General features: G+C 66.1%; 15 protein-coding genes. 1 reads left to right on the forward strand and 14 read right to left on the reverse strand.

From position 1 onward, the window contains the following. Positions 1 to 16: 16 nt before the first annotated feature. From ABZ827_RS07665 to ABZ827_RS07715, 11 genes are read right to left on the reverse strand one after another with little or no spacing between them, the layout of a single operon-like run. Complete coding sequence (locus tag ABZ827_RS07665; RefSeq protein WP_357233856.1) at positions 17 to 1,465, reverse strand: aldehyde dehydrogenase; 1,449 nt, start codon at positions 1,463 to 1,465, stop codon at positions 17 to 19. Between the two features lie 13 nt (positions 1,466 to 1,478). Further along, positions 1,479 to 1,799: a hypothetical protein gene (locus tag ABZ827_RS07670; RefSeq protein ID WP_357233857.1), complete on the reverse strand. Its 321-nt coding sequence runs from the start codon at positions 1,797 to 1,799 to the stop codon at positions 1,479 to 1,481. A 38-nt stretch (positions 1,800 to 1,837) separates the two neighbouring features. Further along, complete coding sequence (locus ABZ827_RS07675; RefSeq protein WP_357233859.1) at positions 1,838 to 3,091, reverse strand: amidohydrolase family protein; 1,254 nt, start codon at positions 3,089 to 3,091, stop codon at positions 1,838 to 1,840. Continuing rightward, the gene (locus ABZ827_RS07680) at positions 3,088 to 3,417 is read right to left on the reverse strand and encodes a hypothetical protein (protein WP_357233860.1); all 330 of its coding nucleotides are present in this window, start codon (positions 3,415 to 3,417) and stop codon (positions 3,088 to 3,090) included. The genes ABZ827_RS07675 and ABZ827_RS07680 overlap by 4 nt, the downstream gene beginning before the upstream one ends. After that, positions 3,414 to 4,688: an aromatic ring-hydroxylating dioxygenase subunit alpha gene (locus ABZ827_RS07685; RefSeq protein WP_357233862.1), complete on the reverse strand. Its 1,275-nt coding sequence runs from the start codon at positions 4,686 to 4,688 to the stop codon at positions 3,414 to 3,416. The genes ABZ827_RS07680 and ABZ827_RS07685 overlap by 4 nt, the downstream gene beginning before the upstream one ends. Positions 4,689 to 4,733: 45 nt before the next feature. Then, entirely contained in the window at positions 4,734 to 5,576 is an 843-nt protein-coding gene (locus tag ABZ827_RS07690; RefSeq protein WP_357233864.1) for a TauD/TfdA family dioxygenase, read from the reverse strand. A 43-nt stretch (positions 5,577 to 5,619) separates the two neighbouring features. After that, entirely contained in the window at positions 5,620 to 5,955 is a 336-nt protein-coding gene (locus ABZ827_RS07695) for a hypothetical protein (RefSeq protein WP_357233866.1), read from the reverse strand. Next, positions 5,955 to 7,223: an aromatic ring-hydroxylating dioxygenase subunit alpha gene (locus tag ABZ827_RS07700; protein WP_357233868.1), complete on the reverse strand. Its 1,269-nt coding sequence runs from the start codon at positions 7,221 to 7,223 to the stop codon at positions 5,955 to 5,957. Before ABZ827_RS07700 ends, ABZ827_RS07695 begins: the two co-directional genes overlap by 1 nt. 2 nt (positions 7,224 to 7,225) lie before the next feature. Next, complete coding sequence (locus tag ABZ827_RS07705; protein ID WP_357233870.1) at positions 7,226 to 7,834, reverse strand: carboxymuconolactone decarboxylase family protein; 609 nt, start codon at positions 7,832 to 7,834, stop codon at positions 7,226 to 7,228. Next, complete coding sequence (locus tag ABZ827_RS07710) at positions 7,831 to 8,634, reverse strand: SDR family NAD(P)-dependent oxidoreductase (RefSeq protein ID WP_357233872.1); 804 nt, start codon at positions 8,632 to 8,634, stop codon at positions 7,831 to 7,833. The genes ABZ827_RS07705 and ABZ827_RS07710 overlap by 4 nt, the downstream gene beginning before the upstream one ends. Before the next feature lie 12 nt (positions 8,635 to 8,646). Then, entirely contained in the window at positions 8,647 to 8,997 is a 351-nt protein-coding gene (locus ABZ827_RS07715) for a 2Fe-2S iron-sulfur cluster binding domain-containing protein (protein WP_357233874.1), read from the reverse strand. A 303-nt stretch (positions 8,998 to 9,300) separates the two neighbouring features. Here ABZ827_RS07715 and ABZ827_RS07720 point away from each other — a divergent pair, with 303 nt between their 5' ends. Then, positions 9,301 to 9,915, forward strand: coding sequence for a TetR/AcrR family transcriptional regulator (locus tag ABZ827_RS07720; protein ID WP_357233876.1), 615 nt, complete (start codon positions 9,301 to 9,303; stop codon positions 9,913 to 9,915). Between the two features lie 72 nt (positions 9,916 to 9,987). Here ABZ827_RS07720 and ABZ827_RS07725 read toward each other — a convergent pair whose 3' ends face one another. Genes ABZ827_RS07725 through ABZ827_RS07735 form a run of 3 tightly spaced genes read right to left on the reverse strand, consistent with a single transcriptional unit; the run spans position 9,988 to position 13,894 of the window. After that, positions 9,988 to 11,334 carry a cytochrome P450 gene (locus ABZ827_RS07725; protein WP_357233878.1) on the reverse strand — a complete coding sequence of 449 codons (1,347 nt, stop codon included), beginning with the start codon at positions 11,332 to 11,334 and terminating at the stop codon, positions 9,988 to 9,990. 44 nt (positions 11,335 to 11,378) lie between these two features. Further along, positions 11,379 to 13,079, reverse strand: a complete 1,701-nt coding sequence (locus tag ABZ827_RS07730; RefSeq protein ID WP_357233880.1) for a VWA domain-containing protein — start codon at positions 13,077 to 13,079, stop codon at positions 11,379 to 11,381. Next, positions 13,076 to 13,894, reverse strand: coding sequence for a CbbQ/NirQ/NorQ/GpvN family protein (locus tag ABZ827_RS07735; protein WP_357233882.1), 819 nt, complete (start codon positions 13,892 to 13,894; stop codon positions 13,076 to 13,078). The genes ABZ827_RS07730 and ABZ827_RS07735 overlap by 4 nt, the downstream gene beginning before the upstream one ends.

Genomic DNA, 13,894 nt, shown 5'->3' on the forward strand with positions numbered 1-13,894 from the left:
TTTCCGGGCACCCGGCTCACGATCCGAGTCCGGAGATCGATTGGGTTTCCAGATACTCCGCCAGCCCTTCGCTGCCGAATTCCCGCCCGATTCCACTGGCCTTCACCCCGCCGAAGGGTGCGTGCGGATCCATACTGTAGGCCTGATTGATACCGAAGGTGCCGGCCCGGATCCGGCCGGCGACCGCGAGCCCGCGGTCGATATCCGGCGTCCACACCGAGCCCGACAGTCCGTAGGGTGTGTCGTCGGCGAGTCGCACCGCGTCATCGATATCGGCGTACTCCAGCACAGTCAGTACCGGACCGAATATTTCCTCCTGGGCGATGCCCATGGCGGAGTCGACATCGGAGAACAGAGTCGGCCGCACATACCAGCCCCTGTCCAGGCCTGCCGGTCTGTCCGCTCCGCCCGTGACGACACGTGCCCCCGCGCCGATCCCTTGTTCGATGTATCCGCGCACCCGCTCGCGCTGCCGGGCCGAGACCATCGGGCCGATACGTGTGGTTTCGTCGAGCGGGTCTCCCACCGCCAGCCCGTCGACCATCGCCGCCAACGCGTCCACGAATTCCGGCGCGCGGTGGCGCGGTACCAGGACCCGGGTCTGGGCCACGCAGGCCTGGCCGCTGTTCATCAGTCCGGCCACCTGCACACCGGCGGCGACCGCGGCCGGGTCGGCGTCGTCGAGGACAACGGCCGCCGATTTTCCGCCGAGTTCCAGGCTGACGCGTTTGAGCGCGGTGCCGCACACGGCGGCGACTTTCCGGCCGGCGGCGGTGGATCCGGTGAATGAGACCTTGTCGATTCCGGGGTGGGCGACGAGGTACTCGCCGACCGTACGATCGCCCGGCAGGATCGATACGACGCCGGGCGGCACCTCGCTCTGCTCGAGTAGTTCGGCCATGAGGTAGGCGTCCAGCGGCGCCTCCGGTGACGGTTTGAGCACGACGGTGCAGCCTGCGAGCAGGGCGGGAATCAGTTTCGCGACGACCATGAGCATCGGCATGTTCCAGGGCGTCACCGCCCCCACGACGCCGACGGGGTTATTGCGCACCAGGATGCCGGTGCCGTAAAAGCCCGGCCGGGTCTCCTGCCACGGGTAGGTGTCGGCGAGGTCGGCCAGAGCGCGCATCATCACGCCGGGTAGCCGGGCGTGCGCCGAACGGGAGAAGGTGATCGGCGCACCCATTTCCGCGGTCACCACCTGGGCTACTTCTTCCACCCGTTCCTCGTACCGGTCGGCGAGACCACGGACGATCCGGATTCGCTCAGCGGGTGGAAGCCGCGGCCACGGCCCGGCGTCGAATGCCAGCCGCGCCGCCGCGACCGCATCATCGATATCCGCGGCCGCCGGCGCGGCGACGCGCGCGATGGGCTCCTCGGTGTGCGGCGATACCACCTCGATCGCCTGGTCGGTACTCGGCGGACACCACCGGCCACCGACGAACAGCTCTTTGTATGCGCGCATCGTTTTCGTCCGATCAGGGGGTGTGGACACTCAACTCACGAAGTAGACGGATGGTGGGCGGCGGATCCGATTGGACCGCTATCGGTTTCGACATTTCACCGGACCGGGCGCGTGCGCCCATCCGTGCCCGGACGGCTTCGAGATCGTCGGCTTCGATCTCGTAGAGCGCGATGAAGCTGCCGTCGCCGGCGATCGGTTCGAGCCGTCGGGCGGATACGATGCCGTCGATATCGAGCATCTCACCGATATGGGTTTCGGTGTACCACCGGTGGTATTCGGCTATTTCCTCCGGTGAGCTCGGGCGGGACTCGACGTAGAGAATTCCTTTGGGCACCTGTGACCTCCTGGATGTGGGGAATCGGTTCGGCGTGACTACGCGACCGGTTCGTTCTTGTGCACGATCCCGTCCTTCATCACGAATCGCACCTGCTCGAGGACGTTGATATCGCGTGACGGGTCGCCGGGGACGGCGATGATATCGGCGAGCAGTCCCGGGGCGAGCCGGCCGCGGTCGTCGGCGTCGATGAGCTCGGCGCTGGTGACCGTGGCCGCGCGAAGCGCCTGCATCGGTGTCATACCGCGGTCGACCAGCGCCCACAGCTCCTTGGCGTTCTGGCCGTGCGGTACGGCCGGGGCGTCCGTGCCGCAGGCGATCCGGACGCCGGCTTCGATGGCCTTTCCCAGCATGCGGCGGGCCTTGGGGAACACTTCGGCGGCCTTGCGCCGCAGCGCGGGTGGAGCTTTCGAGGTGTCGAGGCCTTCGGACAGGTAGCTGGTGGGGACGAGGAAGGTGCCGTGATCGACCATCATCTGCACGGTGTCGTCACTGGCGAGGGAGCCGTGCTCGATACAGTCCACGCCCGCGCGGATGCAGGCGCGGATACCGGCGTCGCCATGGGCGTGGGCGGCGACCTTGATGCCGGCGCGGTGCGCTTCGTCGACAATGGCGGCGAGTTCCGCATCGGAGTACTGCTGGGTGCCGGGGGCGGTGCTGTGCGACATCACGCCGCCGGACGCGGAGATTTTGATGACCCCGGCCCCGTATTTGATCTGGTACCGGGTGGCCGCTTGGACCGCCGGTACACCGTCGGCCATACCCTCCTGCACCGACATCGGCATGATGTGCGGAGCCAGCTTCTGGAACATGGTCGGATCGAGATGCCCGCCGGTCGGGGTGATGGCGTGCCCGGCGGAAACGATGCGCGGACCGGGGAACCAGCCCTGCTCGATCGCTCGGCCGAGGTCCACGTCGAGCAGGTAGCCACCGGTTTTCACCATGAGTCCGAGATTGCGGACCGTGGTGAATCCCGCCATCAGCGTCTCCCGTGCGTTGACGGTCCCGCGCAGCGTCCGGTAGACCGGATCGTCCTGAACCCCGTGCATCGGATTCGGCAGCCCCGTCGGGTTGTCGGGGCCACCGATGAGCAGGTTCAATTCCATATCCATCAGCCCGGGCAGCAGTGTGCTGTCGCCGAGGTCCACGACGGTCGCCTCGGCGGGCGTCTCGGGCGGGTTCACCGATTCGATGAGCCCGTCGCGCACCACGATCACCGCCGGGGAGCGGACGATTCCTGCCTCGATATCGACCCAGCGCGCCGCACGCAGGACCGTTGTCCCGGCGCTCACGGCGCCGGCTCGATGACGCAGTCCATCGAGGCCTCGCTCGCGTCGGGTATCCAGGGCTGGCGCCACACCTCGACCGGGAACGACACCATGATCATCGAATACAGCAGGTGCAGCAGGTTCAGCGCGTCACCGGGCATATCGTCGAGCCCGATATGGTCGAGGTAGGTCATCGCGGCTTCGGCGCGCGGGGTGACGGCGTCGTAGAACCGCTGCATATCGTCCATACTGCTGGCCATACGCGTGCTGTAGCGTTCGCCTTCGGTAGCCAGGCACCACTGGGCAGCGAAGGGTTCCAGGTCGGCGAATTGTTCGGGCAGCAGGGTCATCGGTTCGTCTCCTCCGCACGTTCTTTCCGGTAGTTCTCGACCCACTGGCCGGTGGTCTTGTGCAGGTGCCGGAGCAGGATCTCCTGGTCACACATCGGGAATCGCGTCACCGCGCGCGATTCGAGCATCATCTGCGTGGCTTCCAGGGTGCTGGCGTCCTGCAGGCCGTATTCCTTGAAGGTCACCGCCGTCATCTCGTGGGCGACCCGATCGCGTGGCGTCCGGGCCGGCATGAAGTAGAGGTTTCCTTCGAAGATGTGGGTGTTGTAGGAAGTCGGCCAGTAGTGGTAGGTGAGATACCAGCCACTCGACCAGATGAGGATCACGAAGTTCGGGAACAATTGGAACGAATCCAGGCCCCAGGGCTCGCATTTCCCGGGGTTGACCCCCGCCGGGAGTTCGCCGAGATCCGGGACGTCCCACGGTCCGAACAGCCCGCCGCGGGTGATGTCCTCCATGGGTTTGCGCATGGAGGGGTCGAGTTCCCAGGTCACCACCCCGGAGGTGCTGACCATCCGGTGCGGGCCCTGCAGTTGATAGTGCGGTGCTTCGAAACCCGCGGCCTGCGCGGCCGCGGAGAAGTTGTCCGGTGACTGGTTCCCGTGCAGTACGGCCGCGTGGTAGAACTCCGCGAACGCGTCCATGTACAGCTTCCAATTCGCTCCCACTTCGGAACGGTAGGAATAGCGTTCGGTGAGCTGGTCGAAAGGGTAGCCCTCGAGGTCGGTGACCATCGGACCGAGAAATTCGCGCAGAGACTGCTCGGGTTCGGGGGCCAGGTTCACGAAGATGAACCCCGCCCACACCTCACAGTGCACGGGGGCGAGCCCGTAGTCCTTCTTGTCCAGGTCGAAGAATTCGCCCTCCTGCTGTACGAAGTTCAGTTCTCCGTCGAGCCCGTACCTCCACCCGTGGTACTTGCAGGTGAACTGGCGGCACGTCCCCGATACCTCTTCACGAGGAATCTCGTTCCACACCAGTTTGTTTCCGCGATGCCGGCAGATATTGAAGAAGGCCCGCACCTGCTTCTCTTTATCGCGTACGACGATCACCGAGGTCCACGCGGCGTGGATCTCCTTGGTGAAATAGCTGCCGACCCGCGGCACCTGTTCCACCCGGCCGACGTTCAGCCAGGCCTTCTTGAAGATCGCCTCCCGCTCCACTTCGTAGATCTCCGGTGAGATCGAATCCTCGTAGGACACCGGCGCGGTACCCAGTTCCGGATAGTGTTCGGTCCAGCTGCCTTCGGGGGGTTTGGGCCATCGAGGCATGGTGGTGCTCCTTGCGGTGTGATTCGGTTCGATAGGACCCGCCGGCTACTGGATCGGTTCGTCGCCCAGCACGGTGGTACGCAGCATTTCGCGGGGTGAGTTCTCGGGATACGGCGCGGCTCGATGGACGACGCCGCGGTTGTCCCAGATCACCGTGTCGCCGACCGTCCATTCGTGCCGGTAGACGTGTGCCGGTGCGGTGCAGCGAGCGAGCAGGTCGTCGAGCAACGCGCGCCCCTCGTCCCGATCCATTCCCACCACATGGTCCGTCGAGGTGCCCAGCACCAGTGAGCGGCGGCCCGACTTGTGTGTCCAGACCAGTGGATGTTCCCTGGTCGGCCAGCGACGCCAGAACTCCAGCTGCTGCGGTGTCGGATCGGCGGTGACCGGCCGCTGCGATGCCTCGAGCGTATGCAGCACACGAAGCGACGCCAGGTACTTCTTCTCGTCGTCGTCGAGCCGGTCGTAGGCGCGATAGGTGCTGGCGAATTCGGTCTCCCCGCCGCTCACGGCAACGGCTTTCGCGGACAGAACTGTCGCCATCTGCGGGTACGTGTCGTCTTTCGGGGTGCATCCGTCGATATGCCAGTCGAAGGTGCCGCGCAGGTAGCTCGCCGACGAGTTCTTCGCGGTGTCCAGGCTCACCCGGTAGATCCCGGAGACCGGGTGGTGGCCGGCCGAGGTGTCGATATCACCGAGCTTGCGGCAGAACTCCACCTGTGCTTCCGGTTCCAGATGCAGGCCCCGGAAGACCAGAACCCCGTTCGCTTCCAGGGCCTCCAGGATCGCGCCGGGCACGGTTTCGTCGGAGACCAGCCGGTCCACGTCGAGGCCGACGATCTCCGCGCCGATCTCGTGGTTCAGCTTTTCGACAGTCAGGGTGGGCATCACTGTGTCCTTCGTTCGGGCATCGCATGGCAGTTCGGGCGGCTCACGGCCACGGCTCGCCGATCCGTTCGATTTCGGCATCGGCGCTGTCGACCGGTCTGGGCTGGAAGAAGATCTCGACCGCCATGGCGACCATGGACAGCGAGTAGACGAGTTGCAGCAGGTGCAGGACCTCGTCGGGCAGATCGTCGAGGGGGAATTTGTCGCAGTAGACGATGGCCTCTTCCAGGCGGGGGAAGAAGGCGGTGTAGAACTCCGACAGCTCCTCCATCGAACTGTTCATCCGGCGTTCCCAGCGTTCGGATTCCGTGGCCAGGCACCAAATAGGGGCGAACCGCTCGAATTCGGCGAACGCGGGTGGCAGCAGGTTCTCGCTCATCATGCTCCTACCCGCGCGCCGCGGTACCCGTCGACCCAGTCGGCGACCACCTTGTGGAAATGGCGGACCAGGATCTCCTGATCGTTGACGGGATAGTCGGTGATCCGCGCGGTGCGGTAGGCGGATTCGAGTGCGGTCTGGGTGCCGGTGAGCATTCCGGCGTCCTGCAGCGCGAACTCCTTGAACACCACCGAGGAGACCTCGTGCTCTACGCGCTCACGCACCGTGCGCGCGGGCTGGTAGCACAGGACGGCCTCGAACAGGTGACTGTTGTAGGAGGTGGGCCAGTAGCGGTAGATCAGATACCAGCCGCGGTAGAACAGCAGTTCCAGGTTGGGGAAGATCTGGAAATTGTCGATACCCCACGGTTCGACCCGCCCCGGGTTGATACCCGGGGGCAACTCACCGATATCGGGAGATTCCCACGGACCGACCAGCCCACTGCGGGTGGCGCGTTCGATGGGATACATGTACTCGGGGTCCATCGTCCAGCGCCGCGCGCCCCCGGTGCTCACTACACGGTGCGGCCCGTCGGTCTGGAAATGGGCGCATTCGAAACTCGGGTCGGGGTTGCGTACCTTGCCCGGAACCTGCTGGGAATGCAGGCCGGGCACGTGGTAGTACTCCTGGAACGCATCGGCGAACAGTTTCCAGTTGCTCTGATTCTCGGCCCGGAATTCGTACCATTCGGTCATGCGGTCGAAGGGGTAATCCTCGAGTGCGGTGACCATCGGCCCCAGGAACTCCCGCAGTGTCTGCGGTGGTTCGGGGGCCAAGTTCACGAAGATGAATCCCGCCCATACCTCGCAGTGCACGGGCGCGAGCCCGAATTCCGCCTTGTCGAGGTCGAAGAATTCACCCTCCTGCTGGACGAAGGTCAGTTGCCCGTCGAGCCCGTACCGCCATCCGTGGTATTTGCAGGTGAACTGCCGGCACGTCCCGGACACCTCCGCGCGCGGTACTTCGTTCCAGACCAGCTTGTTCCCCCGGTGCCGGCACATGTTGTAGAACGCGCGCACCTGCTTCTCGTGGTCGCGCACCACGACCACCGAGGTGCGGGCGATATGGATCTCCTTGGTGAAATAGCTGCCGACCCGCGGCACCTGCTCCACCCGGCCCACATTGAGCCAGGCCCGTTTGAAGATCGCCTCCCGCTCCAGCTCGTAGAACTCCGGTGAAATCGAATCCTCGAACGACACCGGTCCGGTACCGAGTTCCGGATAGTGCTGGGTCCAGGTTCCTTCCGCCGGTTTCGGCCATCGCGCCATGGTCATTCCTCCGATTCGGGTACTTCGGGTGCCGCCGCGGGGCCGGCATCGGGGTCGGGTTGCAGGTCCACACTGTTGAATACGAGGGCCAGGCACAGGTAGGAGCCGACGACGAACAGCAGCTCGAGCAGCTGATGGGTGTCGAGATGGCCGGTGAGCGCGGCCCAGGTGGTATCGGATACCCGGTACCTGTCGAGGAGTTCGTCGGTCGCCGCCAGCACCAGCCGATCCGGCTCGGGCCAGCCGGCGGTCTCCCCGCAGGCGATGTCCTCGATGGTCCGGTCACCGATCCCGAGATCCCGGGCCATCTTGGTGTGCTGACGCCACTCGTAGGCCGAGCGTGTCCGCCACGCGACCCGCAGTACCGCCAGTTCGCGCAGTCGCGGATCGAGCGTCGCCCGTTCCAGGAGCAGCCCGTTGTATTTCAGCCAGGCGCCGCCCAATTCGGGGTGATGTCCGAGGATCCCGAGAATATTCGGCATCGGTGGTGCGTCCGGCGCGCCGGACAGGTATCGGTCGGCCCGGGCCACTCGCCCACGCAACATCGCCCGCGCGTCTTCGGTCCACTCCCCTACCGGAAGTGGTTCGAGCCGGGGAACCGTCGAGGTCATATCACTGCCCCGCCGTTCACGCCGAGTACCTGGCCGGTGATGAACCGAGCATCCTCCGAGCACAGGAATACGCAGGCCGCGGCGATATCCTCACCGCTGCCCAGATAGCCGACCGGAATTGCCCGCGCCATCGTCTCGTTGTCCGGCAGATGCCCGGCCGCCTGGGAAACGCGCGACATCGGGGTATCGATACCGGACGGCGGGATGGTGTTCACCGTGATACCGGACTGCGCGTATTCCCGGGCCAGCGCTTTCGTCATCGCGATCACCGCCCCCTTGGAAGCGGTGTAGTGCACCATCTTCGGTGAGCCGCGCTGAGCGCTGGAGGACGAGATCGTAACGATGCGGCCCCAGCCCGCCGCGATCATGTCCGGAATCACGGCCTGAATGCAGTGGAACGTGCCGTTGAGGTTGACGTCCAGGATTCGCTGCCACGAATCCGCCGAGATCTCGGTGAACGGCTCGAACGCGAAAACTCCCGCGCTGGTGACCAGCACCTGCACCGGCCCCCAGACCGCCCGGACCTTGCCCACCGCCTCGTCGATCAGCGCCCGATCGGTGACATCGACCTCGAAGGCCATCGCCGTTCCGCCCGCCGCCCGTATCTCGTCCGCGGCGCGCTCGGCGCCGGTGCCGTCGAGGTCGAATACGGCGACACGATCGCCACTCGCGGCGAGCCGGTGGCAGACCGACAGTCCCATCCCCGAGGCGCCGCCGGTCACAATCGTCACGCGCCCCGCGGAGCCGTTGTCACCGGATGGAACCTCGTCCGGCGCCGTTGTGTTCACGGGTCTGTTCATCGGTGAGCTCCTCTACTCGTACACCACGTGCACCGATTCACCGGTCGGGTGGGCCTGACAGGTCAGTACCCAGCCCTCCGCGACCTCGGTAGTCGTGAGAACCTCGTTGCGGCGCATCTCGGCGCCACCGCCGGTCTCGATCCGGGCCGTGCAGGCGCCGCAGTGGCCGGACTCGCAGTTCGCGGGCGGATTCATCCCGAGGAATCGCGCCATGTCCAAGATCGTCATTCCGTCGCGGTGCTCGGCGCCGGCGGTACTCCGGCCGCAGCGAATCGTCACCCGCGTCGCTCCCGCCCGGTCCGCGGGCCGAGCAGCGGTGACGCGCCGTGAACCGGTTACTTGCCCCGCCTCGATGCGTTCCACGGTTCTCCTCTTCCGGAGCGACGTAGCGATGTGACAGAATCGACCGATCACCATTAAGCAGTTGATTAATTACTCGGTTGCTTAAAAGTTATACGGCTGCCATGCTGCGTCCGTCAAGGGCCGAAAAACATTTCACGTAAGGCACGTTCGCACCCGGACCACCCCGCACCGCTCCCTCGTCCGGGGCATCCACACCGCCGGCGCCAGGGTTTCTATGATCAGAAGGCGGCCGTACCAGCACCGGGTCCGCGGCAGCGGAGCACAGTGGCGTGCCGACTTCCAGCGGCAGCAGACGGAGGCACCATGAACAAGAAGGAACCGAGCGCCCGCAGCGGCCGGAAAATTCCCGCCGACTCGGCCAGTCTGTCGACTCGGAGCGCTCTGCTCGACGCCGCCCAGCAGGTCATGCTCGAAGAGGGCTATGCCGCGGTGAGTTCCCGCCGGCTCGCGGCCCGCGCCGGGGTGAACTCCGCGCTCGTCCATTACTACTTCGGCACGATGGACAATCTGTTCGTCGCCCTCTTCCGCAGGGGCTCCGATCGCAGCTATGAGCGCCTCCTCGCGGCCGCCGAATCCGATCAGCCCCTCTGGGCACTGTGGGCCGCGATCCACGACCAATCCCGGACCTCACTGACCATGGAGTTCGTCTCCCTGGCCACCCACCGGCCCTCGATCCGGACCGAGATCAGTCAGTCGTCCAAACGATTCCGCGAACTCCAGCTCGAGATAGTCACCCGCGCCCTGCGCGACCACGGCGACACCACCTGGACGCCGATAACCCTGGTCATGCTCATGTCCAGCGTCTCCCGCTTCCTGCGCATCGAGGAATCGTTCGATATCGACAGCGGGCATGCCGAGATCACCACCCTCATCGAGGACTTCCTGCGCGAAGTGGAAGGCCCCGAACGCGCCGCATGACATGCCCCGGTCGCAGGGCGCCCGCCGCGGCCGGCACCGCACGGTCCCGGCCGGCCACCGGGCCCGCTGCGATCACGACCCCGCGGTGACAGGGGCGGCGAGGCCCTGTTCGTCGATCATTCGCTCCAGGGCGACGAGAGTATCGTCCAGACCCGGTCCCGAACGGCGGCCCGGCGTGAACGTCGCGGGCAGTTTGCGCATCCCCTGGATCACCCCGATGGTGTCGTAGTGCACGGTCGCTTCGGGGTCACAGTCGAAGTCCGGCATCCGGTCGAGGACGGCGACCAGCATCCGCTTGAACACCGTGCGCGCGAGATTGGACCCGATGCAGCGGTGTATGCCGAGCCCGAAGCTGGTGTGCCGATTACCTTTACGGTCCAGCACCACGGTGTCGGGCTCGGGGAATACCGCGGGGTCCCGGTTCGCCATCGCCCAGGACAACCAGAGCCGCTCGCCTTCTTCGAACCGCTGGCCGGCGATTTCGCAGTCCGCGGCGATGGTGCGGCCGTCACCGGGCGCGGGGGTGAAGTAGCGCAGGAATTCCTCGGTCGCGGGATTCAGCAACAGTTCGCGTTCGCGACTGAGGGTTTCCCGTTCGCCCGGGTGTTCGGACAGCCATTCCAATGAGTGCGCGGTCAGCGCGGTGGTCGTATCGAAACCGCCGCCGATGAGTAGCCCGAGCATCCCGAGTAGATCGATGTCTTCGGGTTTTTCGCCGTCGATCTCCAACCGGGCCAATCCGTCGATCAGGCCGGGTCGCGGGTTCTCGCGGATCTCGTGCAGGTTCGCCAGCAGATCCAGGCCCATCGCCATATTCAGTTCCTGCACCCGCTCCCGGTCGGGTGAATCCGGTGGGGTGTACACCACCGCGTGCGAGGGTTCGTTGTAGACGACCCACTTCGCCAGCGGTATTCCCAGCATGCCGAGGGTCACGACGGCGGGAACGATATTCGCGAGATCATCGACGAAGTCGATCCGCCCGGACTCGATCTTCTCGTCGAGACAGGCGCGCACCAGCTCATCGATGAAAGGCTCCCACCGGCGTACGGCGCTCGGTGACAGGTACGGGTTGAGGACCGCGCGGAACAGCCGGTGCTCGGGATCGTCCATCTCAAGAATGCCGTTGCGCATGGGCATCGGGGTCTCGGCGAACGGGATGGTGATACCGAGATACCCGCGGCGCTCGTTCTTGTAGTCGCGGTCGTTGGACACGTGCGGGCACCGCGCGAGCTCGAACACTTCACGGTGACCGGCGGCGACCCAATGGCCACCGTGGGTGCCTGTCCAGGCCACCGGGCATTTTTCGTGCATTTCCCGGGTGATCGCGGCGAATCGGCCCCGATATTCCGGGGTGTGGCGATCGAAGTGATAGTGCGGGCGGGTCCGGCCCGAGTCCGGCGGCGGGTGTCCTGTGTCCACTGCTGTTTCCTTTCGACGGGAGTGTCCGTACACCTCGGCGGGCGTTATCGGCTTCCCTGGGGTTTCGGCGCGCTGAGCTCGCGCAGCGCCGCCGAGAACAATTCGTCCATGTACGGGCTCAGGTCGGACAGGGTCGCGGCATTCGCGTACCCGGCCGGACCGAAGACCCGTCCGAGCGTGTCGGTGGTGGTCGTCGCGCCGAGGGACAGGCCGAGGCAGGCGATCCCGTCGTCGCGGAGTTCGTCGACTGCTCTGCGAGTGTCGGCTTCCGCATAGCTGCTTTCGTAGCCGTGGTCGTAGGGCAGAGCGTCGGATAGGACGAGGAGCAGACGATACGGTGTGCCTGCCTCGGTTTCGAGGATCCGGCCGGCGCCGCGGATACCGGCACCGAGCCTCGTATAGCCGGAGGGCTGTATCTCGTTGAGTCGCGCCCGCTCAACGGCGCCGAATCGCTGGTCGAAGGTCTTGATCGCCGGGAGGTGGACGGCGCGCCGGCTGTCGGATCGGAATGCGTAGACCGCGACCCGGTCGCCCAAATCGTCGAGTGTCGCGGCGAGGACGGCGGCGGCGCGGCGATGGTGCTCATGGACGGGCAGACCATCCGAATCCGTGTCGGTGGCCGACCCGGAGGCGTCGAGCAAGATCAGAACACCGAGATTCCGGGCACGTTTGCGAGTTTCGGCGTAGACGTTCTCCGCTGGCGAACAACCCGACCGCACATCCACGACCAGATCGAGCAGGGCATCGATATCCAGTTCGTCTCCGTCGGGACGCCGGCGTGAGACCTCGGGGCCGAGTCCGACACGGGCCAGGCGGCGCCGGAGCACCTCGTCGTGCGGGATATCAGCGGCGGCGGTATCGGCGGCGGTTCTCAGCGGGAAGTCCAGCACCCGGCACCAGTCGGGCCGGTACCGGTTGCCGTGGACATCCCATTCCGGATACCACATTCCGCCTGTCCCCGTGACGGCGCCGGGTTTTCCGTCGACCACGAATTTGATCGCGGTGGGCAGCGGCCGGGCATCGCCACCGGCCATCCGGCCGCGCCGCACGGCACGCACCCGCATCTGGGCACCGGCATCGCTGTCCCCGGGGGCACGCGCGGTGCCGAGCAGTTTCCGCAGTAGATCGGCCAGCTTCTCCGAGTTGACCAGTGGATTCTCGAACAGTTTCAGGATGCGGCTGGTGCCGGCACCCTCCGCTTCGTCGTCTTCTTCGTCGTCGGGCTCGAGCTGCTCGAGCTGCTCGAATTCCAGCCGCAGGTCCTTGTCGGTCGCCCGGGCACTCGGTCCGCGGCCGGACTTCAGTAATCGGGCGGGCTCGATCACCCCGAACCACTCCGGCGGATCGACGATCACCGCCTTACCTCTCGCGAGGGCGAGCGATTCGGCGACGGTGGCAGTCTGCGCTTCCCCGTACGGACCGAGTGCGGCGGCGATCGGCACGCGCCGCGCGAGCTCGGTGAGCGCGCGCCTGCCTTCGAGCGCCAGATAGCGACGCGCGAGGCGCGGACGTCCTCGCAGCCGCTTGATCACATCGAGCTCCAGGCTTCCCGCCCGGAGCAGAGCACACTGCACCAGCACTTCATTGCGCTGCTGCGCGGGGCGACCCGCGGAAACGAAGACAGCGTTGCCGTCGGTGTACGCGGCCTCGCCGGCCCGGGCCGCCGCAACGGCGACGGCCCGGCCGGCGAGGAAAGTCGCGAGGAGCCGGAATCGTTCCGGGCCTTCGGTTTCCGATGGGGTCATGATGACGGCAGAACAGCGTCCGCGAGTTCACCGAGGGCGCGGACGATATCGGGATCATCGGACAGGGCCTGGACCACCGCGGACCGCACGGCGGCGCGCAGGTTCAGCCCACCTGCCACCAGGGACCCGGCCAGGATCAGCATCCTGGTCGAGGACGCTTCCCGCAGCGGTGATCCGTCGAGGTTCCGGATGGCGTTACCCAGCGCGACCAGAGCATTCGCGATCTCCGGAGCGACCCCGGCCTCACGCGCCACCACCTCACGCTCGATCTCGGGCGGCGGAAAGCCGAGTTCGATGGCGACGAATCGCTGCCGGGTGGACTCCTTGATGTTCTTCAGAACACTCTGGTATCCGGGGTTGTAGGAGATCACCAGCTGGAAGCCCGGCGCCGCCGGAACCGTCGTGCCCAGCCGGTCGACAGGAAGCTCGCGGCGATGGTCGGCGAGCGGGTGGATCACCACAGTGGTGTCCTGACGCGCCTCCACTATCTCGTCCAGATAGCAGATTCCGCCCTCGCGAACCGCCCGCGTCAAGGGTCCGTCGACCCACACCGTTTCACCGCCTTTGAGCAGGAACCGGCCCACCAGATCCGCGGAGGTCATATCCTCGTGGCCGGCGATGGTGATCAGCGGGCGGCCCAGTTCGTGCGCCATGGCCTCCACGAAGCGGGTTTTCCCGCATCCCGTGGGACCTTTCAACAGGACCGGTACTCCGCGGCAGGACGCCGCGCGGAATACTTCGGCCTCGTCTCCGACCGCCCGGTAGAACGGCGCCTGCACGTCGGGGCGGCTCACGGCTGTGGCTGTGGTCGGCAT

Origin of the sequence: Nocardia sp. NPDC019395 (assembly GCF_040632335.1) — a bacterium.
Lineage (GTDB): Bacteria > Actinomycetota > Actinomycetes > Mycobacteriales > Mycobacteriaceae > Nocardia.